Origin of the sequence: Acutalibacter sp. 1XD8-36 (assembly GCF_009917525.1) — a bacterium.
GTDB lineage: Bacteria > Bacillota > Clostridia > Oscillospirales > Acutalibacteraceae > Acutalibacter.
Genome location: NZ_QZDU01000001.1, coordinates 413430 through 436019, shown reverse-complemented (window position 1 = coordinate 436019; position 22590 = coordinate 413430). Strand labels below are relative to the sequence as shown.

General features: G+C 54.9%; 20 protein-coding genes and 1 tRNA gene. 6 read left to right on the top strand and 15 right to left on the bottom strand.

The features are described 5' to 3' along the window. Positions 1–21 precede the first annotated feature (21 nt). A tRNA-Leu gene (locus D5270_RS02475) sits at positions 22–107 on the bottom strand. Positions 108–295: 188 nt separating this feature from the next. Here D5270_RS02475 and D5270_RS02470 point away from each other — a divergent pair. The 3 genes from D5270_RS02470 to D5270_RS02460 all read left to right on the top strand — a co-directional run bounded on the left by D5270_RS02470 (position 296) and on the right by D5270_RS02460 (position 2787). Continuing rightward, a complete protein-coding gene (locus tag D5270_RS02470; protein ID WP_166542590.1) occupies positions 296–1252 on the top strand; it encodes an ROK family protein in 957 nt (318 codons plus the stop codon). A gap of 4 nt (positions 1253–1256) precedes the next feature. Next, on the top strand, positions 1257–2303 hold the full coding sequence (locus D5270_RS02465; protein WP_166542589.1) for an aldose epimerase family protein: 1047 nt from the start codon (positions 1257–1259) through the stop codon (positions 2301–2303). 61 nt (positions 2304–2364) lie between these two features. Further along, a complete protein-coding gene (locus D5270_RS02460; RefSeq protein ID WP_207709277.1) occupies positions 2365–2787 on the top strand; it encodes a bis(5'-nucleosyl)-tetraphosphatase in 423 nt (140 codons plus the stop codon). Here D5270_RS02460 and D5270_RS02455 read toward each other — a convergent pair whose 3' ends face one another. From D5270_RS02455 to D5270_RS02405, 11 genes are all read right to left on the bottom strand, one after another. Beyond that, positions 2788–3435, bottom strand: a complete 648-nt coding sequence (locus D5270_RS02455) for a sugar O-acetyltransferase (RefSeq protein WP_166542588.1) — start codon at positions 3433–3435, stop codon at positions 2788–2790. It lies immediately after the preceding gene. A gap of 72 nt (positions 3436–3507) precedes the next feature. Further along, complete coding sequence (locus D5270_RS02450; protein ID WP_166542587.1) at positions 3508–4227, bottom strand: Type 1 glutamine amidotransferase-like domain-containing protein; 720 nt, start codon at positions 4225–4227, stop codon at positions 3508–3510. A 7-nt stretch (positions 4228–4234) separates the two neighbouring features. Beyond that, positions 4235–4972, bottom strand: coding sequence for an energy-coupling factor ABC transporter ATP-binding protein (locus tag D5270_RS02445; RefSeq protein WP_166542586.1), 738 nt, complete (start codon positions 4970–4972; stop codon positions 4235–4237). Between the two features lie 4 nt (positions 4973–4976). Further along, complete coding sequence (gene cbiQ / locus D5270_RS02440; RefSeq protein ID WP_166542585.1) at positions 4977–5792, bottom strand: cobalt ECF transporter T component CbiQ; 816 nt, start codon at positions 5790–5792, stop codon at positions 4977–4979. After that, entirely contained in the window at positions 5789–6844 is a 1056-nt protein-coding gene (locus tag D5270_RS02435) for an energy-coupling factor ABC transporter permease (RefSeq protein WP_442858585.1), read from the bottom strand. The genes cbiQ and D5270_RS02435 overlap by 4 nt, the downstream gene beginning before the upstream one ends. 343 nt (positions 6845–7187) lie before the next feature. Beyond that, positions 7188–7691 carry a hypothetical protein gene (locus D5270_RS02430; protein WP_166542583.1) on the bottom strand — a complete coding sequence of 168 codons (504 nt, stop codon included), beginning with the start codon at positions 7689–7691 and terminating at the stop codon, positions 7188–7190. 22 nt (positions 7692–7713) lie between these two features. Further along, a complete protein-coding gene (locus D5270_RS02425; protein WP_166542582.1) occupies positions 7714–8142 on the bottom strand; it encodes a hypothetical protein in 429 nt (142 codons plus the stop codon). Between the two features lie 93 nt (positions 8143–8235). Then, the gene (locus D5270_RS02420) at positions 8236–9510 is read right to left on the bottom strand and encodes a sensor histidine kinase (protein ID WP_166542581.1); all 1275 of its coding nucleotides are present in this window, start codon (positions 9508–9510) and stop codon (positions 8236–8238) included. A 1-nt stretch (position 9511) separates the two neighbouring features. Then, positions 9512–10249 (bottom strand): LytR/AlgR family response regulator transcription factor, encoded by a 738-nt coding sequence (locus D5270_RS02415; RefSeq protein WP_166542580.1) that lies wholly within the window; start codon positions 10247–10249, stop codon positions 9512–9514. A 73-nt stretch (positions 10250–10322) separates the two neighbouring features. Further along, on the bottom strand, positions 10323–10790 hold the full coding sequence (locus D5270_RS02410; RefSeq protein WP_166542579.1) for a GAF domain-containing protein: 468 nt from the start codon (positions 10788–10790) through the stop codon (positions 10323–10325). After that, on the bottom strand, positions 10777–12048 hold the full coding sequence (locus D5270_RS02405) for an S-layer homology domain-containing protein (protein WP_166542578.1): 1272 nt from the start codon (positions 12046–12048) through the stop codon (positions 10777–10779). The genes D5270_RS02410 and D5270_RS02405 overlap by 14 nt, the downstream gene beginning before the upstream one ends. 142 nt (positions 12049–12190) lie before the next feature. Between D5270_RS02405 and ilvD the strand changes: the two genes are divergently transcribed. From ilvD to D5270_RS02390, 3 genes are read left to right on the top strand one after another with little or no spacing between them, the layout of a single operon-like run. After that, positions 12191–13951, top strand: a complete 1761-nt coding sequence (gene ilvD, locus D5270_RS02400) for a dihydroxy-acid dehydratase (protein WP_166542577.1) — start codon at positions 12191–12193, stop codon at positions 13949–13951. Between the two features lie 20 nt (positions 13952–13971). Further along, positions 13972–14619 carry a bifunctional 4-hydroxy-2-oxoglutarate aldolase/2-dehydro-3-deoxy-phosphogluconate aldolase gene (locus D5270_RS02395; RefSeq protein WP_166542576.1) on the top strand — a complete coding sequence of 216 codons (648 nt, stop codon included), beginning with the start codon at positions 13972–13974 and terminating at the stop codon, positions 14617–14619. Further along, a complete protein-coding gene (locus D5270_RS02390; RefSeq protein ID WP_166542575.1) occupies positions 14620–16878 on the top strand; it encodes a beta-galactosidase in 2259 nt (752 codons plus the stop codon). It begins immediately after the preceding gene. A gap of 126 nt (positions 16879–17004) precedes the next feature. Here D5270_RS02390 and D5270_RS02385 read toward each other — a convergent pair whose 3' ends face one another. Genes D5270_RS02385 through D5270_RS02375 form a run of 3 tightly spaced genes read right to left on the bottom strand, consistent with a single transcriptional unit; the run spans position 17005 to position 22452 of the window. Next, entirely contained in the window at positions 17005–18771 is a 1767-nt protein-coding gene (locus D5270_RS02385; protein ID WP_166542574.1) for an ABC transporter ATP-binding protein, read from the bottom strand. 4 nt (positions 18772–18775) lie between these two features. Beyond that, entirely contained in the window at positions 18776–20509 is a 1734-nt protein-coding gene (locus D5270_RS02380) for an ABC transporter ATP-binding protein (RefSeq protein ID WP_166542573.1), read from the bottom strand. Next, a complete protein-coding gene (locus D5270_RS02375) occupies positions 20509–22452 on the bottom strand; it encodes a glycosyltransferase family 2 protein (protein ID WP_166542572.1) in 1944 nt (647 codons plus the stop codon). The genes D5270_RS02380 and D5270_RS02375 overlap by 1 nt, the downstream gene beginning before the upstream one ends. Between the last annotated feature and the right edge of the window lie 138 nt (positions 22453–22590).

Genomic DNA, 22590 nt, shown 5'->3' with positions numbered 1-22590 from the left:
GCCCATTATGGGGCCAAATTTTGGTGCCGCTGACCGGACTTGAACCGGTACGGTATCGCTACCGAGGGATTTTAAGTCCCTTGTGTCTGCCATTCCACCACAGCGGCTTATCTATGGTATTTTAACATGCCTGGATGGAAAAATCAAGAGCGGTGTGAGATTTTTGCTAAAAAAATTTTTGAAAAACTTCTTGAAAATATTTGCTTTCACGCCGGAAATATAGTATACTACTAACAGAGGAGGGCCTTGCCCCGAAAGTCGGTCGGCCCCAATTATCGTAAAGGAGTATTTACTTATGTATTATCTGGGAATTGACCTGGGCGGTACAAATATCGCCGTGGGAGTTGTGGACGAGGACTGCAAAATAGTCGCGAAAGCCAACTCCTCCACCGCCACTGAAAACGCCGAGCAGATAGCCGACGCTATGGCGGCTACCGCAAGACAGGCCCTTGAGAAGGCTGGTATCACTTTAAACGATGTGCCCTGGGTTGGCCTTGGCTCACCCGGCACTGTGAACAAGGCAACCGGCATTATTGAGTACGCAAATAACCTGCCCTTCCGGAACACCCCCATGCAGAAGATGCTCTCCGAGCGCCTTGACGGTAAGCCGGTGTATATGGAGAACGACGCAAACGCCGCGGCCTTTGGCGAGTATATGGCGGGTGCCCTTAAGGGCGCCAAGGTCGCCATGGCTATAACCCTGGGCACAGGCGTCGGTGGCGGCGTTATCATCGACGGGAAAATCTTCTCCGGCAGCAACTTCGCCGGGGCTGAACTGGGCCACTGTGTTATCGTAGCGGACGGCTGGCCCTGCACCTGCGGGCGCCTGGGCTGCTGGGAGGCCTATGCCTCTGCGACCGGCCTTATCAAGCGCACAAAAATGCACATGGAGGAGGCCCCCAAGGATTCTGCTCTGTGGAAGATAGCCGAAGGCGATATCGAGAAGGTCAACGGACGCACAGCCTTTGACGCCATGCGCCAGGGCGACCCCACCGGTCAGAAGATAGTGGACGAGTATGTAAAGTACCTGAGTGTAGGCCTTATCAATATGATAAACATTTTCCAGCCCAGCATTCTCTGTGTTGGCGGCGGCGTTGGCAACGAGGGCGAGAACCTGCTGGTACCCGTGCGCGCTATAGTTGAGAAGGAGCAGTACGGCAATAATCCTGACGCAGCTACCAAAATCTGCAAGGCACAGCTGGGCAATGACGCCGGTATAATCGGCGCAGCCATGCTGGGCAAGGAAGGCTGAGCCTATGGCGGTAGAGATTAAGGACTTTGGTACCCTGCCTGACGGCAGAGCGGTCCACGCCTATATCCTCAGGGGCAAGGGAAAATTGGAGCTGACTGCCAGCGATTACGGCTGCCGCATACTACACCTGATGGCCCCAGGCCGTGACGGTGTGCCCGGAGATATGCTGCTGGGGCATAACACCCTGGAAGGGTATCTTGGGAAGAATTTCCAGGGTGCCATGATAGGCAGGGTTGGCAACCGCATTGGCGGCGCGGGCTTTAGCCTGGAGGGTAAGGAATATCATCTAGCAAAGAACGACGGAGAGAACTCCCTGCACGGCGGCCCGGGTGGCTTTCATCAAGCCCTCTGGCAGGCCGAGGTAAAGGACGGCGACGAGCCGGAGATAGTATTTACCCTGGAGAGCCCAGACGGAGAGGAGGGTTTCCCTGGGAATATTAAGGTGGAGGTCAGCTACCAGCTGAGCGCGGAGGATATCCTGCACATCACTTATAGAGCCCAGACCGATAAGCTTACCCTCTTTAACCCCACAAACCACAGCTTCTTCAACCTTTCAGGCGACCCGGAGAAGGACGTGCTCGGAACATATCTCACTATAAACGCCACCAGATATACTGCCGTGAGCGACGACCTGATACCCACCGGGGAGCTGCTGCCGGTCAGCGGCGGGCCGCTGGACTTCCGGAGCCCCAAAAAGCTGGGGGACGATATGTTCAGCCAGGACCATCTCATAAACCTCTGCGGCGGATTCGACCACAATTTCTGCCCGGACGGGACCGGCTACCGCAAGATAGCCGAGGCCTATGAGCCGGACAGCGGCAGGGTTATGGAGGTCTTCACCGATATGCCCGGCGTGCAGCTGTACACCTTCAATAGGCCCGATGATGGGCTTATCGGGCGCAACGGTAAGCAGATGGGCCACCACACGGCCTTCTGCCTGGAGACCCAGTTCTACCCGGACACTGTGCACCATAAGGACTTCCCCGGCGGCTATCTGCGCCCGGAGGAGGAGTTTGTAAGCAGGACTTCCTATAAGTTCTCGGTAAAATAAAAGTAAAAATTTGAGGGCCGGGGCTTGTCTGCCCGGGCCCTCATTACGTGGAGGCGATTTGATGGAACTTGATATCAAGCTGGAGAAGTCCTGCGGGGCCATAATCTGGCGGGAGAAGGAGGGCAGGCCACACGTTCTGGTGCTGCAGCATCAGAACGGCGGGCACTGGGCCTTCCCAAAGGGCCATGTGGAGGATAATGAGACTGAGGAGCAGACTGCTGTGCGGGAGATATTTGAGGAGACCGGCTTGAAAGTTAAGCTGGATTCAAGCTTCCGCAGGGTGGTGACCTTCTCTCCGAAGCCCAGGGTGATGAAGGATGTGGTATACTTTGCCGCAAAGCCTACAGGTGGCAAGCTGAAGCGCCAGGAGGCAGAGGTCATAGATATCCGCTGGCTGACACTGGGGGAGGCTCTGAAGTTTATCACATATGAGACGGACAAATCCGTGCTGCGCTCCTTTGCCGCAGGCTACGACTTCCCCTGATTACTCCGGCTTATGGGCTGTGTACCCGCCCAGGATTTCCGGCTGATTTTCCACAGAGTCCGCCTCGGTTATCTCCCTGATAACCCGGCAGGGCGTTCCGGCAGCAAAGGAGTTTGCAGGGATATCCCTGGTGACGACGCTTCCGGCGCCTATCACGCAGCCGTCACCTATGGTGACTCCGGGGCAGACAACCACGTTTGCACCAAACCAGCAGTCGCTGCCGATATGTACCGGCTTTGCCCAGCAAAGGTGCTTGGGGTTTCCTTCAGAGTCGTAGAGCTCCTTGCGCTCACCGGGGAGCATGGGGTGCACCGGCGTGACAATTGTGACGTTGGGCCCGAAGTTGCAGTCGTCGCCGATGGTGACTTCGCCGTCATCCTGTATAGTGAGGTTGAAGTTGGCAAAGAACCGCTTGCCTATCTTCGTGTGCTTTCCGTAGTGGAAGGCAATGGGTCCCTGAATGCGCCCGCCCTCGCCAAACTCACCGATAATTTCGTGGAGTATGGCGCTGCGCTTTTCATACTCATCCTCATGGGTCATATTATAGTCCACATTCAGATTATGGGTGCGCAGTTTGATGGCTACAAGCTCCGGGTCGCCGGGGGCAAACAGGACGCCCGCATTTATTCTGGCTTCTTCCTTAGTCATGTTGGCATCTCCTTTTATTAGTTTTGGATATATTGTACACCCCCTTGCGCGGAAAAGCAAGGGGGTGTTTTGCTATAGTTTTTCCAGCAGTTTCAATTTGCCACAATGAAACAGGTACGCCTCGCCAAAGAGTTCAGTTTTACCGTCATGTGTATAAAAATATGAGCCGTCGGGGAGGAGATAAACCGGCACTTTAAAGGTATCGGGACTGACGATATCCTCATAAAACCGCTTGCCGTCTAAAATGAGGCTATGGTTATCATTATAGTGGGGTATGATATTGATGTCAGTTAGTCCAAGCCCGGGCCGAAACCGCTCAAAATTTAGGTCTAAACTCTCGCTAGGAAGTTCCGGGCAGACATAGACAGTCTCCGCGCAGTTCATGCTGCCAGCGCTCTGGGCCACAATTATTCCGTCAAACCTGGTGAGAATATCCCGCAGGCCAATCCTCTGAAAGAACAGATTCTGTGTAGGCAGGTGCCCGCCGGAGAGGAATATTACGTCTGTTTGCGTGATTGCATCTTTCAGCATAGAGGCGTTATGCCCATTGACTAAAGAACATCTATCAAACCTGATACCTTCTTTTTCCAGTGCCTCTACGGTGTTCTGAAACCATTCGGACACTCTTTCATTAGGCTTGGGGTCGCTTGAAATATACAGCATTTGCCCGGTTTTATGCAGGCATTTCTTAAAATTAGTCAGGAAGCCGAAACGGTTATCTATCATTCCGGCAGTACGCCTGCCATTCAAGTGGACTGTCGCCCCGATTTTGCTTGTTATAAATAAATCCAATATCTATTCATCCCCTTTTGCCGGTCCAGCACCTCTGCATCCCCAGCGGCAGCTCCAGCCCATTTTTTTCTAGCAGCTCTTTATCACCAAGCACATCCCTGGCAGCGCCGTCGGCCACTATCTGCCCGGAGCCTATGAGCAGCACCCGGTCGCAGGTATCCAGAATCATATCCAGGTCATGGGAGGCGATGAGCTTTGCAATAGGCAGAGAGTTGACAGTGTGAATGAGGGTGCGGCGGTTTTTAGGGTCCAGGGAGGAGGAGGGCTCGTCCATCAGGACCGCCTTGGGGGTGGACATAAGGACGGTAGCGATGGCAGCCATGCGCTTTTCTCCACCGGAGATTTTATGATTTTGGCGGTGCTTCAGATGGGCAACGCCAAGGCCGGATAGGATGCTGTCGGCCAGGGCCTCAGCCTCGGTACGGCTCATGCCATAGTTCATGGGCCCAAAGACCATGTCATCAAGGACAGTAGGCATAAACATTTGGTTGTCCGAGTCCTGAAGCACGTAGCCAAGAGCTTTGCGCACAAACGGCAGAGTATTTCGGCTGAGCCCGGTGCCGTCTACGGTGATGGAGCCGTCTGCGTCAACAAGCCCCAGCGCAGCTTTTAAAAGCGTGCTCTTGCCAGCTCCGTTTGCACCGATAAGCCCCACCCGCTCGCCCGGGGAGATGTGAAGTGAGACACCGTTCAGCACGGACCGGCCGCCTGGATATGAGTATGAAACATTTTTAAAGATTATCACAGGCTCAGCCTCCAATAAGTAATTTGCCCAGCAGGGCGGGCAGGTCGTACATCCGGGACAGAACCATCAGTGCGGCACAGATTCCGGCGGCTGTCCATGACAGCGGTGACACGGCAGAATTAAAACTCCTCGGAAGCTCACCGGTGAATCCGCGCAGGAGCATACTGCTATAGAGGCTTTCGGCACGGTCCATACTACGCAGCAGGAGCTGCCCTAAAAAGGAGCCCCACGCAGATATGTGCACCCCCCGCTGCCCCGGAGCCCGCAGGCTGTAAGCCTCGGTCATAAGGCTGGCCTCGTCAAGAAGCACTGTGATATAACGGAAGGTCAGCAGCAGGAGGCTTACCATCACCTTAGGACAGCGGAGCTTTCCCAGGGCCCCGCATATGCCTTCAAGTGGAGTTGTGGCAATGAGCAGGAAGGCGGCGGTTAAGGCGAACACACCCTTTAGCAGGAGCGTCAGCATGGAGATAACTCCTCCACTTACGGGCAGATTTCCCAGAAAAAAGAGTGTCTCCCGGTCAAAGAATGGGTTGAAAAGACCCACAGCGCAGACCAGCGGCAGTATAAACCGCAGACGCCGAAAGCATACCAAAAGGGATATTCCCGCCAGCTGATAGCCGAAAACAGGAAACAGTGCCATAACACTGAGGCCTGAGAGAGCGTACTTGGGGAAAGAGAGGGTCAGGGACACATATAGCACAGTCAAAAGGAGCTTGGGCAGTGGGGCAAGCCGGTGCATGGGAGAGTCCAGCGCCGCCAGCTCGTCCACCAGCCGCAGGCTCTGTCCGGCTTCACCGGCTGGGTTAAAGCGGCTCACTTTTTGCCGGTCCCGCGCCTTCTGAGCAGGCTACCGCAGAGACAGACAAGCCCCGCCAAAACCGCCACCATAGCCGCGCCGGCTATGCCGGAGACGCTGGTGCCCAACGGCTCCCCGGAACCGCCGGCAAAGCCGTAGTCAGGCAGGAAAGCGGTCTTCTCCTGTATCACGCCCGCTGTCCTGGAGGCAGGGCTATCTATGCCGTAAGCGTCCTCATCAAGCCCCATATTCTCGGAATATCCAGCCTCACTATTGCCGAAAAGAGACCACTCAAGGCCGTCCGGGTTGCCGCTGGCAATCAGAGAGAGCCCTCCGCCGGTGACAGCGGCCACTATTGCCAGCACAGCCAGGGTACTCCGCAGGGAGAATTTCCCTGGACTGCTCTCGGAGCCCTGCAGGTCCGGCAGGAGCTCAGGACGGGCATTATACACAAACACCAGCACAGCGGCGGTTATGAGCCCCTCAACTGCGCCGATAGCCAGGTGAATGGGCTGCATTAGGGCCAGAAATGCCCCGAAGGGCAGCTCGGTGACCTCGGAGAGTGAGGTCTCGATTACAACTGATAATGCTCCAAGCTGCAATGAGAGCACACAGCCCAAAACTGAGGCGAGGGTAAGTTTCACAGGGGCTTTTAACCGTTTTGCACCCAATATGGGCCGATAAATAAGGTAATAGCCCGCAAAGCAGCCATAGAAAGCCATATTCCACAGGTTGGCTCCAAGGGCAAGCAGGCCTCCGTCGGCAAAGAAGAGACACTGGATAATGAGCACCGCCGCCATAGAGAGGAAGCCCGCCCATGGGCCCAGCAGGGCAGTGAGCAGCAGCCCGCCGCATAAATGCCCTGAGGAGCCGGTGCCGGGGATGGTGTAGTTTACCATCTGTCCCGCGAAGACCAGAGCGGACATCACCGCCATGGTGGGCAGGCGTTTAGAAGTGAGCTCCGGGCGTAGCCTGTCCTCACTTTTAAGCCTGTAGATAGATATGCCCGCTGTCGCTGCCGAGGCAGCGTACATCGCCGCGCCTACAGCGGGAGATATAAGAGCGTCTGCCATATGCATGAAAATCATTCCTTTCAAAAATAAGTAATAAATAACAAAAAATATAAAGGCATACGTCTGCGTCTTCTGACCGGTAGCGTATGCCTTCTTTGGCATGATAAAATAATACGTGCTCGGGGTAATTGGGGAGCTTCATGCTCCTAAAAGCGGCTTCATGCCACTAAATATAAATTGTATTATACATGGGCTTTTGCCGCTTGTCAAGAGTTGAGGGTAATTTTGGGGCTTTTGGAAGATTGGGAACAGCAAAGTGGGGAAACTATCGACCGTCTTCTAAAATAGGTAAATTAAGAAGCAAGCCCCGGAGCATACAGGCTCCGGGGGGCTTGCTTCTCATTCAGGCCATCTGTGTGAACTTGGAGTGAGCCTTCCTATAGGTGTCGTTGTCCTTTTGACGAAGCTCCTGCTCCACCTGGGAAAGCTGTTTTTTCAGGGCTTCAGCCTTAGCTGGGTCCTGCTCGGAGTTCAGCTGCTGTTTGAGTTCCTCCTGCTTCTTTTTAAGCTGGCGTATCTCCCGGTCAACGTCGTCGGTATTGCCTACGCAGGTCTCAGGCTTTCTGCCGCCGCTTTTTTGCGGACCTTCTGCTCCACTGTCTTTATCGGGCCCACTGGATTTTTCAGGGTCGTCAAAGTAAATCTTCGGACTGCCGTCCTTGTCACGGCCCATCCAGTATTGCCCGGCGGACTCAGGCTTTTTCTCTGGTGTATACTCATCCACAACAGGCTTTGACGGGTCTTTTTTAGCTTCTTCCCCGGCGCGCTTGATATCCTCGGGCCCTTTCCTATCCAATGGGGCCAGGGGGTTAAGTGCGCGGCTGTTTATGCCGGAAATAGGCTGCATAAATTATCCCTCCTTTATAATTTCATGCATTGAAAATAACCGCAGGCTTCGCTGCCGGTAGAGGCGAAGCCTCGCCTGAATTTGTATAGACGACCGGTTCTGTGGCCATTTCCACAGGCTCGTTGGCCTGGGCAGCTCTAGCCTCTTCGCTTATCTCCACGGTATCTGTACACTTGGGCTTAGGATTATTCTGCTCCTCCAGCCGATTATCAAGCTCGGCCTCCTTATCCTTCTTAGCCTCCTCGCGCTCGGCCTTTATGCCCTCGTCCAGCTTCTCCTGATACTTCGCCGCCCTCTGGGTACACTCACCGGCATAGCCCAGGGCACGCTTCATCTTCTCAGTGTCGCCCTCTGCAGAGGCCTGACGGTATACACTCATAGGTGTGCCAGCCATTTTTATGTTGGCGCTGGCACCCATAAGGCCATCTATAATCTGTGGGTTCACCTGCATATCACCTGTCCCTTCATATGAATTTTGGCAGCTGCCATATGCCAAGTTTAGCAGGCTGAAGGCAGGGTTTCAAGGCCTTTGCACTGAAATGCCCTATCGGTGTCGTGAAATGTCCAACAGGACACTGAGGGAAAAGCTTCTGCCGGACTTTTCAAAAAGGGCCGCGCCGTGGTATTTTTCAGCCGCGGCGCGTATATTGGCAAGGCCTGTCCCGGAAACCGGCGTGGGGCCGTCGGTGCAGGAGTTCTCAAAGGTGAGCATGAAAAAATCCCCCTGCTGCTGACCGGAGACCTGAATATGCTTTTCACCCTCCAATGACTGGCAGGCGATAATGGCGTTGTCCAGAGCGTTGGCGAAGATGACGCATAAATCCAAATCGTCTATACCGCAGGGGTTTGGGAGAAGCAGGGACACCTCTGTGCGGACATCTTTAAGTAGCCCCAGCTTCTCGCCCAGCAGGATATCCACGACGGCATTCCCGGTCCGGCAGGGAAAGGAGAGGGAGTCGGAGACCGTCGAGAGCTTCTGAAGGTATTCCCTGCTCTCCTCAATTTTTCCGCTGTTTAAGAGGCTGCTGAGCACTGCAAGATGGTTTTTTACATCATGGCGGAAGGCCATAGTCTGCTCATAGCGGCTGCGGGCTTCGGAGATATACACCTTCTGGGCCTGGGCCGCCTGGGTCAGGGACTGAAGCGCCGCGCTGTCCCTGAATCCCTGGCAGAGCTGCCGGTAGGCGTACAGTGTGCAGAGCATTGCGGCAAGGCCCATCACCTGTAAAAACAGTAATACGGCGTGCCTGCCTGTTTCCATAGGGGAGACGGACGGTGTGAACAAGCTGTATGATGTGCGCAGGATATAGAGCTCCGCAGCGAAGAAAAACAGACTTGGAAACAGAAGAAGCCCTAGACGCGGCAGGCTGTCAGCACCGGGCATGAGCTTTATGACGCCCCGGTAGCAGCAGGCACATAGCAGGAAGAATATAAGAAGTGCCGCAATTAGGAGCAGGTACAATAATGGGCTCCCGATAAATCTTGGAAATACCACCGCCTCCACTGAGTTGATAACGCCAAAGGAGAGCTGGGAGATATAGAAGGACAGCACCGCTGCAAGCCAGGAAACATGCCAGCGGTTTTTAAGCGCGTACCGGCTGGCACAGGCTAGAGCCAGCACTCCGGCGCCGACCGGCAGTATCCCGCCTTCCGGGAGGAAAATAATGGATACGTGGTCGATAGTCCAGATTAAAAGGAAGTAAACCGGGAAAAGCCAGAGCATGGGTTTCTTCCCGGAGAGTTTTGAAGTGAAGAGCAGGTGCATAATGCTTTGCCCGGCAAGGCAGGCAATGTCGCTGAGTAGGCTGAAATAGTCCATATCAAAGCCCTCCCTCTTTCATATACCTCAGCAGGGAAGAGGCAAGGTCTCCTTCCCTCAGGCGGGATACGGGGATGGTACCGCCATCCGGCAGAATAATCTGTCCCGGGCGGCGTCCTCGGACATAGGCGAGATTCACAAGATAGCTGCGGTGGCACTTGAAGAAGCGCCGGTCCACCCGCTGCTCAAGCTCACCCATTTTATCATAGTAGTCGATAACCGAGCTGTCGCTCTTATGGATATATATTTTGCGGCCCAGCACCTCGCAGTAAACTATCTCAGAGAGGGGGACAACCTCAGAACTGCCGCCGCGCTGGACCACTATGGACTTGAAGGCTTTGTGCTCCAGAGAGCAAAGTGCCCGGTCCATGGTCTGGGAGAAGGATTTGAAGTCTACAGGCTTTACCAGATAGTCGTAGGCCTCCACCTTAAAGGCGTCAAATACCCGCTCCCTGAGAACCGTCACAAAAATCAGCAAAACACCATCTCCCCGGCGGCGCAGGAGCCTTGCAGTGTCCATGCCGTCGGGCTGTTCCATCTGTATATCTAAAAAGACCACATCAAAGCTGTCGGGGCTCTCCAGCAGGGAGCGCCCGCTGGAGAATCTGCTGACGGAGAAAGCTGTAATCCCACGCGACCTCATATAGCCTGAGATAAGCTCCGAGATTTCCCGGGCCATTACCGGCTCGTCATCGCAGACGGCAAATTTTAACGTATCCACCACCACACTTTTCAGCATACAGAATAGCAGAGACCAGCTAAAAAGGCAATTCTACTGTAGTAGAATGTCCGAAAAATGTTGTGAAATGCTGCTATGTTCTTAGCCGGGAAAAGTCTGCGGCGGACTCTATGGCTGCGGTTACCATCATGAGACCTTTCTCATCGTCTTCGCTAAATCGGCCTGTCTCCGGGCTGTCAATATCCAGCACTCCAACTATCTTCCCGCCGCTTCTGATGGGCAGAACTATCTCGGATTGAGACGCGCTGTCGCATGCAATATGGCCCGGGAAATCATGAACATCCTGCACCCTCAGCACCCGCCCCTCCTTCACGGCAGACCCGCATACACCCATACCGACCTCTATCCTCACACAGGCGGCCTTGCCCTGGAAGGGACCAAGCAGCAGGCTGCCATTGTCCATCAGGTAAAAGCCCACCCAGTTTATGCGCTCAAGGCCTTCGTTCAAAATTGCGGAGGCGTTGGAGAGCAGCGGTATGAAGCCGCTGTCAATTTCGGCGAGAGATTCTATCTGCTTTGCCATAAGCTTATAATCCGGCATTTTGGCTCTCCTTCTGCTTTAGCGAAGTGTAGTTATACAGGACGGTGGCAACTTCAGCGCGGGTCATACTGGCCTGCGGGTCAAACAGATTGCCGGGCTTTCCGCTGATTATGCCTTTTTTATGGGCCCAGTCCACAGCTGTGAGGGCGTACACAGATATGTTGCCCTCATCCTCAAAGTCCTGCCCAGGAGTTGCCTCAGGTTCTCCCTCCATCCTCCAGATAGAGGCCACTACCTGCTCCCTGGTGACAGGGTCATCAGTACCGAAAAGGCCGTTGCCATAACCGGCGATAATCCCTGTTTCACTGGCCCAGAGCACGCTGGAGGTGTACCATTTACCAGACTTCACATCAGTGAATGGGATTTCATAGCTGGAGACCTCCGGCTGGCCCGCCGCGCGGTATAGCACGCCGGCCAGCATACTGCGGGTCATCTCGCTGTCTGGCAGGAACTTCTTGTCGCCGACTCCACTCATAAGCCCTTTTTCCCGGCAGTAGGTTATGGGAGTTGAGAACCATCTGTTATCCGGCACGTCGGTATAGCCGCTCTTATAAACCGGCTCTTCTAGTATTACGCACTGCTTTCCCCTGGAACGGAATACGGACTCAAAGCGGCTGCGGCTGTAGGTTACTCTCCCGGCTAAAGGGTCAGCCAGGGTGACAGTGGTGGGGGTATAGCCTATCAGCACCGCGCCGTGGTCATTATGGCTGATACTCATTGGCCTGCCGTCGGGGGTGTACCAGCTAAAATAGGCGTGTCGGTTAACCATATTTATCGTCACCATAACCACCACCGGGGTGCCCTGCTCCACCAGAGCATACAGCTCCCGAGGCTCGGAGCCGGAGATGTCTTTTGCCTTCATATGAATCTTGTTGGCTTTAAAATATCCGTCCGCGGCAGTACAGAGAGCGGTGGGGCCGCAGATATATCCCCCGGAGTTAAAGGGGCTGCCCACAAAGTATTTGTCCATGTCCGGACCGTAGAGCCTGCCGCCGCTTCCATAGTAGAAGTAAGGGGAGACCTTGGGCAGGTAGCGGCTTGCCATAGTGATTTTGCTCACGTTATACCCATAGTAACGCATAGCCATAGTGAGGGCTGTCACCTCACAGCCGGTGGGCAGCTCGGGCATCTGCCAGATTATGGGGAAGCCGCTGATAGTGTGCCTGTCCGAAGCTTTGGCAGCGGCGGGTACATGCAGGCTAACAGCAATGCAGAGCACTGCCAACAGGCAGGCTGTGTATCTCTTGCGCTTTATCATAGTCCTACTCTCCATTCCCGTATTATAGTAGTAATTATACCGCAGGGCACAGAAAATATCAAGTGCAGGTTGAAACCTTCGGCCCGCTATGGTATGATAGGACAAAAGCTTATGTGCAAACGAGAAAGGAGCGCTAAAGCCTATGGAAAACAGCCTTATCAGCCAGAAAATGCGGGAGCTCTCCCCGGAGCTGGACCCTCTGCGCCTGGGCACCGGCTGGAGGCCGGAGGACCTCTCTAAGCCGCAGATTTTTATTGAAAGCACCTTTGGCGACAGCCACCCGGGGTCCGGACATTTGGACAGGCTTGTGGAGGCGGCAAGGGAGGGCATTGCGGAAGCCGGAGGACACGGGGCCCGGTACTTCTGCACGGATATGTGCGATGGCGAGAGCCAGGGCACGGACGGCATAAATTACTCCCTGGCCAGCCGGGAGATGATAGCCAACATGATAGAGATACAGCAGAGCGCCACGCCCTTTGACGCGGGGGTGTACATAGCCAGCTGCGATAAGGGCCTGCCCGGAAACCTGATGGGGCTTTTAAGGGTGGATATCCCGGCGGTTGTGGTGACTGGCGGGACCATGGCTGCAGGGCCCAAGCTGCTCACATTAGAACAGCTTGGCATGTACTCCGCAAGGTATGAGCGGGGGGAGATAGAGAATGGGGAACTGGACTGGGCCAAGGAAAACGCCTGCCCGGGCTGCGGAGCCTGCTCGTTTATTGGCACGGCCTCCACTATGCAGATAATGGCTGAGGCCCTGGGCCTGGCTCTGCCCGGCAGCGCGCTGCTGCCCGCTGGCAGCCCTGACCTGCTGGAGTATGCCAGGAGCGCAGGGAGACTGGCGGTAAAGCTGGCGCACAGCAGGGGTATGAGGCCCTCGGACATTGTGACAATGGAGAGCTTTGAGAACGCCATACTTGTGCACGCGGCAGTCTCTGGCTCTACTAACTGCTTACTTCACCTTCCGGCTATAGCCCACGAGCTTGGGCTGGAGATAACCGGTGAGACCTTTGACAGGCTGCACCGGGGCGCAAGATATCTTCTGGATGTGCGTCCGGCAGGGCGCTGGCCCGCGGAGTTCTTCTACTATGCGGGAGGGGTCCCGGCTATTATGGAGGAGATAAAGCCGCATTTGCACCTGGACGCAATGACTGTCACCGGGAAAACCCTGGGTGAAAATCTTGAGGAGCTGAAGAAAGACGGCTTCTATGAGCGCTGCCAGAGGTGGCTTTTAGAGGCGAATAAAAAGCATAATACAAATATAACCCGAGAGGACGTTATACGCCCATATGATAAAGCCCTTGGCACAGACGGCTCTATCGCGGTTCTAAAGGGCAACCTTGCCCCAGAAGGAGCTGTTATCAAGCATACTGCCTGCCCGAGGGAGATGTTCTCGGCGGTGCTGAACGCCAGGCCGTTTGACAGTGAGGAGGAGTGCATTGATGCGGTGCTGCACCACAGGGTAAAGCCGGGGGACGCAGTGTTTATCCGATACGAGGGGCCTAAGGGCTCGGGAATGCCGGAGATGTTCTATACCTCAGAGGCCATCTCCTCTGATAAGGAGCTGGGACGGAGCATTGCCCTTATTACCGACGGGCGCTTCTCTGGGGCGTCTACCGGGCCGGTTATAGGCCATTGCAGCCCGGAAGCCCAGGCGGGCGGGCCCATTGCTCTGGTGGAGGATGGAGACCTGATACACTTAGACGTGCAGGAGCGCGTGCTGGAGATAGTTGGCGTGAAGGGACAGAGGCAGAGCCCGGAGGAAATAGACGCTGTTCTGGCTGAGCGAAAGAAGCACTGGAAGCCGAAGCCCGCTAAGTATAAACGGGGGGTGCTGCGGCTGTTCTCGGATTTGGCAGCCTCTCCCATGAAGGGAGCGTATCTTGACTATGACAGAGAATAAAATTTTTGGAGGTACAATAGATGGATAAAATTAGTCAGGCAATTTCAGAGATAGGAATCGTGCCGGTGATTAAGCTCACAGACCCGGAGCGGGACGCGGCGCCTCTTGGGAAGGCGCTCTGCGCCGGTGGCGTGCCGGTGGCTGAGGTCACCTTCCGTGCAGCCGGTGCGGACAAAGCCATACGGCTGATGAAGGAGACATGTCCTGAACTGATAGCCGGTGCGGGTACGGTTACGGTGACAGAGCAGATAGACGCGGCTATAGAGGCAGGCGGGCAGTTTATAGTAACCCCGGGCTTCGACCCGGAGCTGGTGGAGTACGCCCAAAATAAGGGCGTGCCCATTTACCCCGGCTGCACAACTCCCACGGACTACCATGCCGCGCTGAAATTCGGGCTTGAGCTTATAAAGTTCTTCCCGGCAGAGCAGTCCGGTGGGCTCGGGAAGATAAAGGCCATGAGCGCGCCATTTCCACAGTTTAAGGTAATGCCTACGGGGGGTATCTCGCTGAAGAACCTGGAGGAGTATATCAGCTGCCCGGTGATAGCGGCCTGCGGGGGCTCGTACATGGTGACCGCACAGCTTATTGAGGGACAGAGGTGGGACGAGATAGCGGAGCTTTGCAGGCAGTCACGGGAGATAATCAAAGCAGTGAGAGGGAATAAATAAATGGACTATAAATTGTCCCTGCGTAATGCGGCAGCAGTTGAGGCGCGCCCTCTCGGAGAGGCCTTTCACGGCAGGAGTAAAGACGGTACAGAGCTGTCGGTAAACAGCTATTATATGGAAAAGGACGGACAGCCGTTCTTTGGAGTGAGCGGTGAGTTCCATTTCAGCCGCATGGAGCCGTGGCGTTGGGAGGATGAGCTCATAAAGATGAAGCTGGGTGGCGTGAATATCGTGGCCACCTATGTGTTCTGGAACCACCATGAGGAGGAAGAGGGCTGCTTCGACTTTACAGGGAGGCGGGACCTTGGCAGGTTTGTGAAGCTTTGCCAAAAGCACGGGCTGTATGTGATACTCAGGTGCGGCCCCTTCGACCATGGGGAGGCGCGCAACGGCGGCCTGCCAGACTGGCTATACGGCAAACCCTTTGAGGTACGGAAGCTCAGCGAGGGCTTCCTCAGCTGTACCAGGCGGCTGTATACGGAGATAGCAGGTCAGGTTAATGGGATGTTTTTTAAGGACGGCGGGCCGGTAATCGGCGTGCAGATAGACAATGAGTATATGGCGTCCTCAGCGCCATGGGAGATAACCACCGGCATATCCAACGAGTGGGCCTTTGGCGGGGATGAGGGTGAGGAGTATCTGCTGCGCCTGAAGGAGCTTGCCGCTGAGTGCGGGCTTACCCCGGTATTTTATACATGTACAGGCTGGGGCAATGCCCCGACTCCGGACTCAATGCTGCCCCTATGGGGAGGCTATGCCTACAGGCCATGGCTGTTCTACTCCCATAAAGGGGAGCACCCTGCTACAGAGCAGTATATCTATCAGGACTACCATAAAAACGGCATTGCCTGTACCGACGATTTTCTGCCGCGCTATGCCCCGGAAGACCGTCCGTATGCCTGCTGTGAGATGGGCGGAGGGATGATGTGCAGCTATAATTACAGGTTTCAGCTGCCCTATAAGTCTGTGGACGCTATGGCGGCAGTGAAGCTTGCCTCTGGCTGCAACTTCCTGGGCTACTATATGTATCAGGGCGGGAGCAATCCCATTGGGAAAAACGGACAGTATCTTAACGAGAGCCAGGTGTGCAAGATATCATACGACTACCAGGCGGCTCTTGGCGAGTTCGGTCAGGTTAGGGAGTCTTACCGGCGCACGAAGCTGCTCCACTATTTTGTGCGCGCGTTTGCAGGAATACTCTGCCCGATGAAGACTGTTCTGCCCGAGGGGGCGTCGCTTATTGACCCAAACGACGTGGATACCCTGCGCTATGCTGTGCGCACAGACGGGCATGGCGGTTTCCTGTTTGTGAACAATTTCCAGGACCATGTGACGGCTAAGGACCGCCTGAAAGAGACGGTCACTCTGGATACAAGTGAAGGGGCGATTACCTTCCGCTTCGGTATTGCCGCAGAGGAGAACGCCATACTTCCGTTTAATATGGACCTGGGGGGAATCAAGCTGGTTCAGGCCAACGCTCAGCCGGTTACGGTGTTAGAAAAGGATGGCAGAGATGTGTATGTATTCTTCATCCCGAGAGGCATGAGAGGCAGCTTTACCTTTGAGGAAAAGGCTAAAATAGACATCGGCAAGTCGAGCACATATGTCTGTCTGGAGAACTTTACTGCGGAAGAATTTACAGTCAGCAAGGGAGAACGCTCCGCCGGTATCCTGGTGCTCAGCAGGGGGCTGGCTGAGCAGATGTATATTGCCGGAGGGAACAGGCTGGTCTTTACAGATGAAGCCATGCTGGAGGATGAAAACGGCTTGAGGCTTGAGACGGTCAAGGCTGAAAATCATATCTGTTGTTACCCGGTGGATGCCCTTTCAGGCAATGCACAGGGCAGAAGCGGGGTGCTGGGAGAATACCTGTACCGGGCAGGCCAGTGGGCCGGAGCAGGTAAGAGACTTTCTGTAGAACAGGTGGCTCCGGGCAGGTATACCCTGGACATTCCCGACGGACTGCTGGAGGGTGTAAAGGATGTGCGTCTGCAAATAGACTACAGCGGTGATATCGGAAGCCTGTTTCTGAACAGCAGGCTCATAAGCGATAATTTCGCCAACGGAGCAGTTTGGGAGGTAAGCCTGCGTGAGTTTGCCAGTGAGCACAGCCAGTTTGTGCTGTATATCACGCCGCTGAAGGAGGGCGCAAACGTGAATGTGGAGTCCGGGATGGCTGCCAGGGTAGAGGAAGTCGGAGGAGCGGTCGCGGTACTACATGGCGCGGAGCTCTGCCCGGTATATGAGATAGAGCTGTAAAGTTTATTATTGGCTGCAGATAATGGCAATACGCAAATGTCAGGTCGTACCGACGTGACAGGTGGCTTACAACATAGAGTTATACCCGCATATGAAATACCCCCGGCTCTGCCGGGGGATTTCTATTTATATCCAACTGCGTTCTCTCTCAAGCCTCATGCGCTCCTCCTGCTGCTGGCCCTCATATATTTCCCTAAACCTGCCGCCAAGGTCTATAAGCTCCTTAAAGCGGCCCTCCTCAATGACTCTGCCGCCCTCCATTACCAGGATACGGTCGGCGTTCTCGATGGTGCTGAGCCTATGGGCCACAGTCACGGTAGTCATGCCAACGGATATCCTGTCAAGGCAGGCCTGGATCTCTTTTTCAGTGGATGAGTCCAAAGCGGCGGTGGCCTCGTCCAACAGCAGCACAGGGGCTTCTTTCAGGATGCCCCTGGCTATGGCGACTCTCTGGCGCTGGCCTCCGGAGAGCTGGCTGCCCCGCTCACCCACCTGGGTCTTATAGCCCTCGGGGAGACTAAGTATGAACTCGTGGATATCAGCCATCCCGGCGGCGCGTTCAAGCTCTTGCTGTGCAGCGCCGGGGCGGGCCATTCGCAGATTGTCCTCTATGGTGCCGTCAAAAAGCGTGCACTCCTGCGGTACATATGCGAACAGGCCGCGTATTGCTGAGAGCGATAGGCCGGTCTGACTGAAGTAGCGTATCTCTCCGGAGGTCGGGGCATAGAAGCCCTCAATCAGCTTTATCACCGTGGATTTGCCCCCGCCGGAGCCGCCGACGATAGCCAGGTGCTCGCCCCGGTGCAGGGTCAGATTCAGATTGTCTATCACATTGTTTTCTCCGTCATAGGAAAAGCTAACAGAGCGCAGCTCCACGGCAATATCTCCATCGGTTTTTGCGGCGTCTATGCCGTCGTGCAGGTCCTCAAGGGGCTGGTCCAGCAGGCTGTGAACCCGCTCCATGGCGACAAGGTCAGTCTGGGTCAGAAGGAGGAATGTGCTGAGCCTGTATATAGAGTCTGCCATCATGCCCATGAGAGTGGCGTTAAACACGGTATTGCCAAGAGTCACGCCGTCCCGGGCAAGTAGGATACAGATTATAAAGCCGATGGCCTGGGCAGACTGGGCAAAGAAATCCACAACGCCGTATGTAATCCCGATGATGTTCTGGTATTTCATGCGCCTGTCTTTGATTATTTCGCATATTCTGGCGTAGCGTTCGGCGAGCACGTGGTGCAGCACGAAAACCCGCACCACCGGGATTCCCCTCAGCGCCTCTACTAAAAATGACGCAGAGTTTGCAATTTCCTGCTTTGCCCGCCGCTCAACGGACTTAGCCAGTGGATTCAGCCAGAGGGAGAGGGCTAGGTTTATGCCGCCGTAAATCACACCGGCAAGGGCTATACGCCAGTCATTGACGAGCAGCAATATAAGTGTTGCCGGGAAGACAACTCCAAACCTAATGAGATGGGTTACAGAGTAGGAGCGAAAGGCGCCGGTAGTGCGGCTGGCGTCATCCCTCAGACGGGTGATATAGTCCCCGGTCTTGAATTTGGTCAGGGTATCGTAGGGCATATGGGTCACGTGCCAGAAAAGCTTTTTGTAGAGCATGCTGCGGCCGAACTCTGCGGCTGTAGTCTGCATATATCTGCCCAGTATCACCGGCGGTACCAGCAGAAGGAAAAGCCCCAGCATAATGAGCAGCATTACCATGATGTTTCCCTGCCGCTCCCCGGCAACTATGTCAATGAGCGCCTGATTCACATATGGGAACGCAAATAAAAGTGCCATCTCACAGGAGGCAAACAGCACCCCGAGCAGATACTTTCCCCGGGCCCGGCCGAGATACTCAAAGCTGCGCCTATAAAGGGTCAGCGCGGATGTCTTTCTCATTTTGTCACCTCCCAATGTCTATAACCAGGCCCTGGAGCCTGCACATATCGTAGTATCGTCCCCTGAGGGCCAGCAGGTCAGCGGGTGAGCCCTCCTCTACTACCCGGCCCTTGTCCATGTAGTAGATATAGTCTGCCCCCTGTACGGTGCTGAGCCTATGGGCTATAATGACTGCCGAGCGGCCCTCTAATAGCTTATCAAGGCTTTTTTGTACCTCGCGCTCTGTCTGCAAATCAAGGGCCGAGGTAGCCTCGTCCAGGAGCACCAGCGGGGCCTCCTTGACCATGGCCCGGGCGATACAAAGCCGCTGCTTCTGCCCGCCGGACAGGGTCTGCCCGCCCTCGCCTATCTGATGGTCCATGCCGCCGCTTAAATTGGAGACAAAGCTCCAGAGCTCCACGTCCTTTAGGGCCTGCTCACACTGTTTCCGGGTGAGCCCCGGTCTGCCGTAGGCCACGTTTTCATAGATACTGCCGTCGAAGAGGAAGGAGTCCTGGGTGACGATTGCCATTCTTGAGCGCAGGTCGTCCGGGCGCCAGTCCAGGGACTCTAATCCAAAGAGCTTCAGGCTGCCGCTCTCAGGCAGATAGAAGCGGCATATAAGCTTAATCAGCGTGGACTTTCCACAGCCACTTTCACCCACAATGGCAATCTTCTTACCTGCCGAGATGTGCAGGGTAAGCCCATCCAGCACCCGGCCCTCGCGGTCATAGGAGAAGGTGAGCTTTTCGGCAGAGCAGGGGTTTTTACTGGCCTCAAGGCCCAGCAGTCCGGGAAGCTCGTCAGGAATGTCCAGCACCTCATAATACCGCTGGGCACAGGCCGTTACCCGACGGACGGTCTGTATCATATAGTCTGAAGCGGTGAGCAGTTCGGTGATATAGTTGCTCATAGTTACAAATGAGATAAATATACCAACAGTGAGCAGCCCCTTTGTTACCAGCCAGGAGCCTACAAGGAACAGGCACATAGTCTGCACCACATTTGCAATGTATTTCACGGCGGTCATCCTCATGCTTATGCGCTCGTTTTCAACCTCAAATTCATACATCCTCTCAGCCATCACGTCGAATTTCTTCTGAAAATGCTCCTGAGCGCCAAACGCCTTTACGGTGGGCGCGCCGAGAAGCATATCCGCGACCAGGCTCATAGCCGAGCCCGCGCTGTCCATGGACTTCTTGCTTTGCTTGAGGATGGGCTTGCTGATAAGTGAGACCAGCCCCAGGGACACCGGCAGGATTACCACATAGGCAAGGGAGAGCTGCCAGGACATGAACACGCAGGCGAAAAGCCCGAACAGGGCAGAGAATATCTGCCGTGAATAGTTGCTTACATGTCCGGCAGAAAAGGTGCTGAGCAGGTCTATATCGCTGTTGAGCCGGGCGGTCACGTCCCCGGTACGGAAATGGTTTTCAAGAACAGCCGGGTCGCCGTGGGTAAGCTTGTGAAAGGCCCGGGCCCGCACGCCAAGGAACATATTCTCGGTGATACGGCCTATAATATGGTAGTGTACGGCAGTGCGCAAACAGTCCGCAAGAATAAATACAGCCATCATGACAGCGGCGAATATCATGTCGTTTATAAGCCCAGCCATGCCGAAATCCACCGCCCGGCCCCAGAAGGTTGCCGCCAGCATTTTCAGCACGCCGGACAGAAGGGATATGCCAACGATAGTGAGGATACCCGGCAGGTATTTCTTATTGTCAATGTAGAATCTAAACAGAGGGTTTATCTCCATCAAGCTTCCTCCTCAGGCAGCAGGGGAAGGGCCTTTATCGCCATGCCGCCCTTGTTTATCCAAAGCTGTACCAGCTCGTTACCTGCCCACTTCTCTTTAAGATACTCCCGGTTTTTCATCCAGCCCGCCCTGAAGTCCGGCTCGGTGTGCAGGCGGTCATAGCTGCGCTTCTCTGCAGGATAGTGTATAGCACGGGCGTCACGTCCCAGCACATACTTTGTGCCGTGCTGAGAGAGCTGTATGCCGAAATCGTTGTCCTCGCAGCCCCAGGTGCAGAAGAAGTCGTCAAACCACACGTTATTCTCACGCATGAACTCCGTGGGCACCGAGAAGTGCAGGCTCCAGAGCACTATCCAGGGGGCCTGCCAGCGGTAGAGCTCGCTGCCTACCACATAGTCACGCTCACGCCCGTCCAGCATACCTTTTTCATGCATGATATCTGCTGCTTCGTCGGGAGTGTTATTGTCGATTATGTCCCGCATTTCCTGCAAGTCCGAGGTCAGGTCGTTGCCGTAGATATAGCCGATAGTTACTACCTTTGGACCATTCTGCTGATAGAGACGCCAGTGCTCAGAAAGGCAGCCTCTGGTGACTATAACCCCACAGTCAAGGAAAACACAGACCTCGCCTTTTGCAGCGCGTATGCCCATGTTCCTGGCCTGACCGGGCCTAAAGCCTTTGTCCTCCTGCCAGAAGTGGCGGATGTCTATACGGACTGTGTATTCGTCTGCAACGGCCTTCATGTCCACAGAGGAGCCGTCGTCTGCGATGATTATCTCTATGTCATCCAGAGGAAAGTCCGAACCCAGCACAGAGTCGATAGTCATGCGTAGCTCCTGGGGGTTATTGTACACAGGAATAATTATTGTCAGCTTTTTCATCAATTCGTCCTCCTTATGGGGTATTTGGGGCCACTGGGATAAGAGCCTGCGCACTTCGCCGGAGGTCTCCGATATCCGGAAAAAGGTGGCGGCAGTGTCAAAAAACTTGGGCATGGACCAGACGGATAAATCCTTGGCCTGACGGCGTAATGCAGATGTAAAGTCATCGTCTGCAAGGCCGGTGGAGATATAATACTCAGCCGCTGCATGAAACCTTTCTTTGAGCCAGGGCAGGTGGGAGTCGTCCGGGCCGAACTCCTCTAATGTCGCCTGATAGAGCTTGACGCAGGTAACACAGTAGTATAGGCTCCAGAGCTTGGCAAAGGAATAGTATCCGGCCTGCCAGCAATATTCCACCTTGCCACGAAATACATCCAGCGCGTCATACCGCTTATAGCTGAAGCGGCCCTTCATAATACTGCCGGGGTTTGAGAAGTAGTGGTAGAGGGGAAGGGCAGTGCAGGCGGTCACCTGGGCACGGTCCAGTATTTTATGGATGGTGGCCTCGTCCTCATGTATCTTTCCTACCGGAAACTGTATGCCCAATAGCACCTCTCTTCGGTATAGCTTGGCGGCTAACATACAGCGCATGGGAGTCGAGGCGCTTAGATATGCGGTCATGCCCTGCATCCGGCTGTTGTAGATATGCGGGTTCGGGGAGCCACAGTCTATAGGGGGAGAACAGTTCATGTCGGTGCGCTCCATAGCGCATTGGACCACGTCGGCATTATGGGCGGCAGCTATCCCCATGAGCACCTCAATAGTGCGCGGGTCTATGTAGTCGTCGGAATCAAGAAAGAAAAGGTATTCGCCGCGGGACATCTCCACCAGCCGCTGGCGGGCATATGACACGCCTTTATGGGACAGGGCCTCCACCGTAATTGGCACAGAACGCTCGCATACATATGTACGCACAACGTCTAAAGTGCCGTCGGTAGAGCCGTCGTCGGCTATACATATCTCAAGGCTGTCGTAGGTCTGTGCGAGCACTGAATCCAGGCACCGGGAGATAAAATTTTCCACCTGGTAAGAGGGGATAAGAACTGAGACGAGAGGTTTCATAAATATCACTCCTTTACGATGAGTATAACAGGTAGAGAAATTATTTCAACCCCTTTTACATGAACGGTCGAAAATCGTGCAGTTTTGGTAGGCATAGAAAGCGGCAGGCCCGGTTTTCAGGTCTGCCGCATGGTTTTG

What these genes read in the sequence shown, in the direction of transcription:
- D5270_RS02470 (WP_166542590.1), top strand. Translation starts at nt 296, where the DNA reads ATGTATTATCTGGGAATTGACCTGGGCGGTACAAATATCGCCGTGGGA.
- D5270_RS02435 (WP_442858585.1), bottom strand. Translation starts at nt 6,844, where the DNA reads ATGGCAGACGCTCTTATATCTCCCGCTGTAGGCGCGGCGATGTACGCT.
- D5270_RS02395 (WP_166542576.1), top strand. Translation starts at nt 13,972, where the DNA reads ATGGATAAAATTAGTCAGGCAATTTCAGAGATAGGAATCGTGCCGGTG.
- ilvD (WP_166542577.1), top strand. Translation starts at nt 12,191, where the DNA reads ATGGAAAACAGCCTTATCAGCCAGAAAATGCGGGAGCTCTCCCCGGAG.
- D5270_RS02410 (WP_166542579.1), bottom strand. Translation starts at nt 10,790, where the DNA reads ATGCCGGATTATAAGCTTATGGCAAAGCAGATAGAATCTCTCGCCGAA.
- D5270_RS02415 (WP_166542580.1), bottom strand. Translation starts at nt 10,249, where the DNA reads ATGCTGAAAAGTGTGGTGGTGGATACGTTAAAATTTGCCGTCTGCGAT.
- D5270_RS02390 (WP_166542575.1), top strand. Translation starts at nt 14,620, where the DNA reads ATGGACTATAAATTGTCCCTGCGTAATGCGGCAGCAGTTGAGGCGCGC.
- D5270_RS02430 (WP_166542583.1), bottom strand. Translation starts at nt 7,691, where the DNA reads ATGCAGCCTATTTCCGGCATAAACAGCCGCGCACTTAACCCCCTGGCC.
- D5270_RS02405 (WP_166542578.1), bottom strand. Translation starts at nt 12,048, where the DNA reads ATGATAAAGCGCAAGAGATACACAGCCTGCCTGTTGGCAGTGCTCTGC.
- D5270_RS02375 (WP_166542572.1), bottom strand. Translation starts at nt 22,452, where the DNA reads ATGAAACCTCTCGTCTCAGTTCTTATCCCCTCTTACCAGGTGGAAAAT.
- D5270_RS02420 (WP_166542581.1), bottom strand. Translation starts at nt 9,510, where the DNA reads ATGGACTATTTCAGCCTACTCAGCGACATTGCCTGCCTTGCCGGGCAA.
- D5270_RS02425 (WP_166542582.1), bottom strand. Translation starts at nt 8,142, where the DNA reads ATGCAGGTGAACCCACAGATTATAGATGGCCTTATGGGTGCCAGCGCC.
- D5270_RS02380 (WP_166542573.1), bottom strand. Translation starts at nt 20,509, where the DNA reads ATGGAGATAAACCCTCTGTTTAGATTCTACATTGACAATAAGAAATAC.
- D5270_RS02465 (WP_166542589.1), top strand. Translation starts at nt 1,257, where the DNA reads ATGGCGGTAGAGATTAAGGACTTTGGTACCCTGCCTGACGGCAGAGCG.
- D5270_RS02460 (WP_207709277.1), top strand. Translation starts at nt 2,365, where the DNA reads ATGGAACTTGATATCAAGCTGGAGAAGTCCTGCGGGGCCATAATCTGG.
- D5270_RS02455 (WP_166542588.1), bottom strand. Translation starts at nt 3,435, where the DNA reads ATGACTAAGGAAGAAGCCAGAATAAATGCGGGCGTCCTGTTTGCCCCC.
- D5270_RS02385 (WP_166542574.1), bottom strand. Translation starts at nt 18,771, where the DNA reads ATGAGAAAGACATCCGCGCTGACCCTTTATAGGCGCAGCTTTGAGTAT.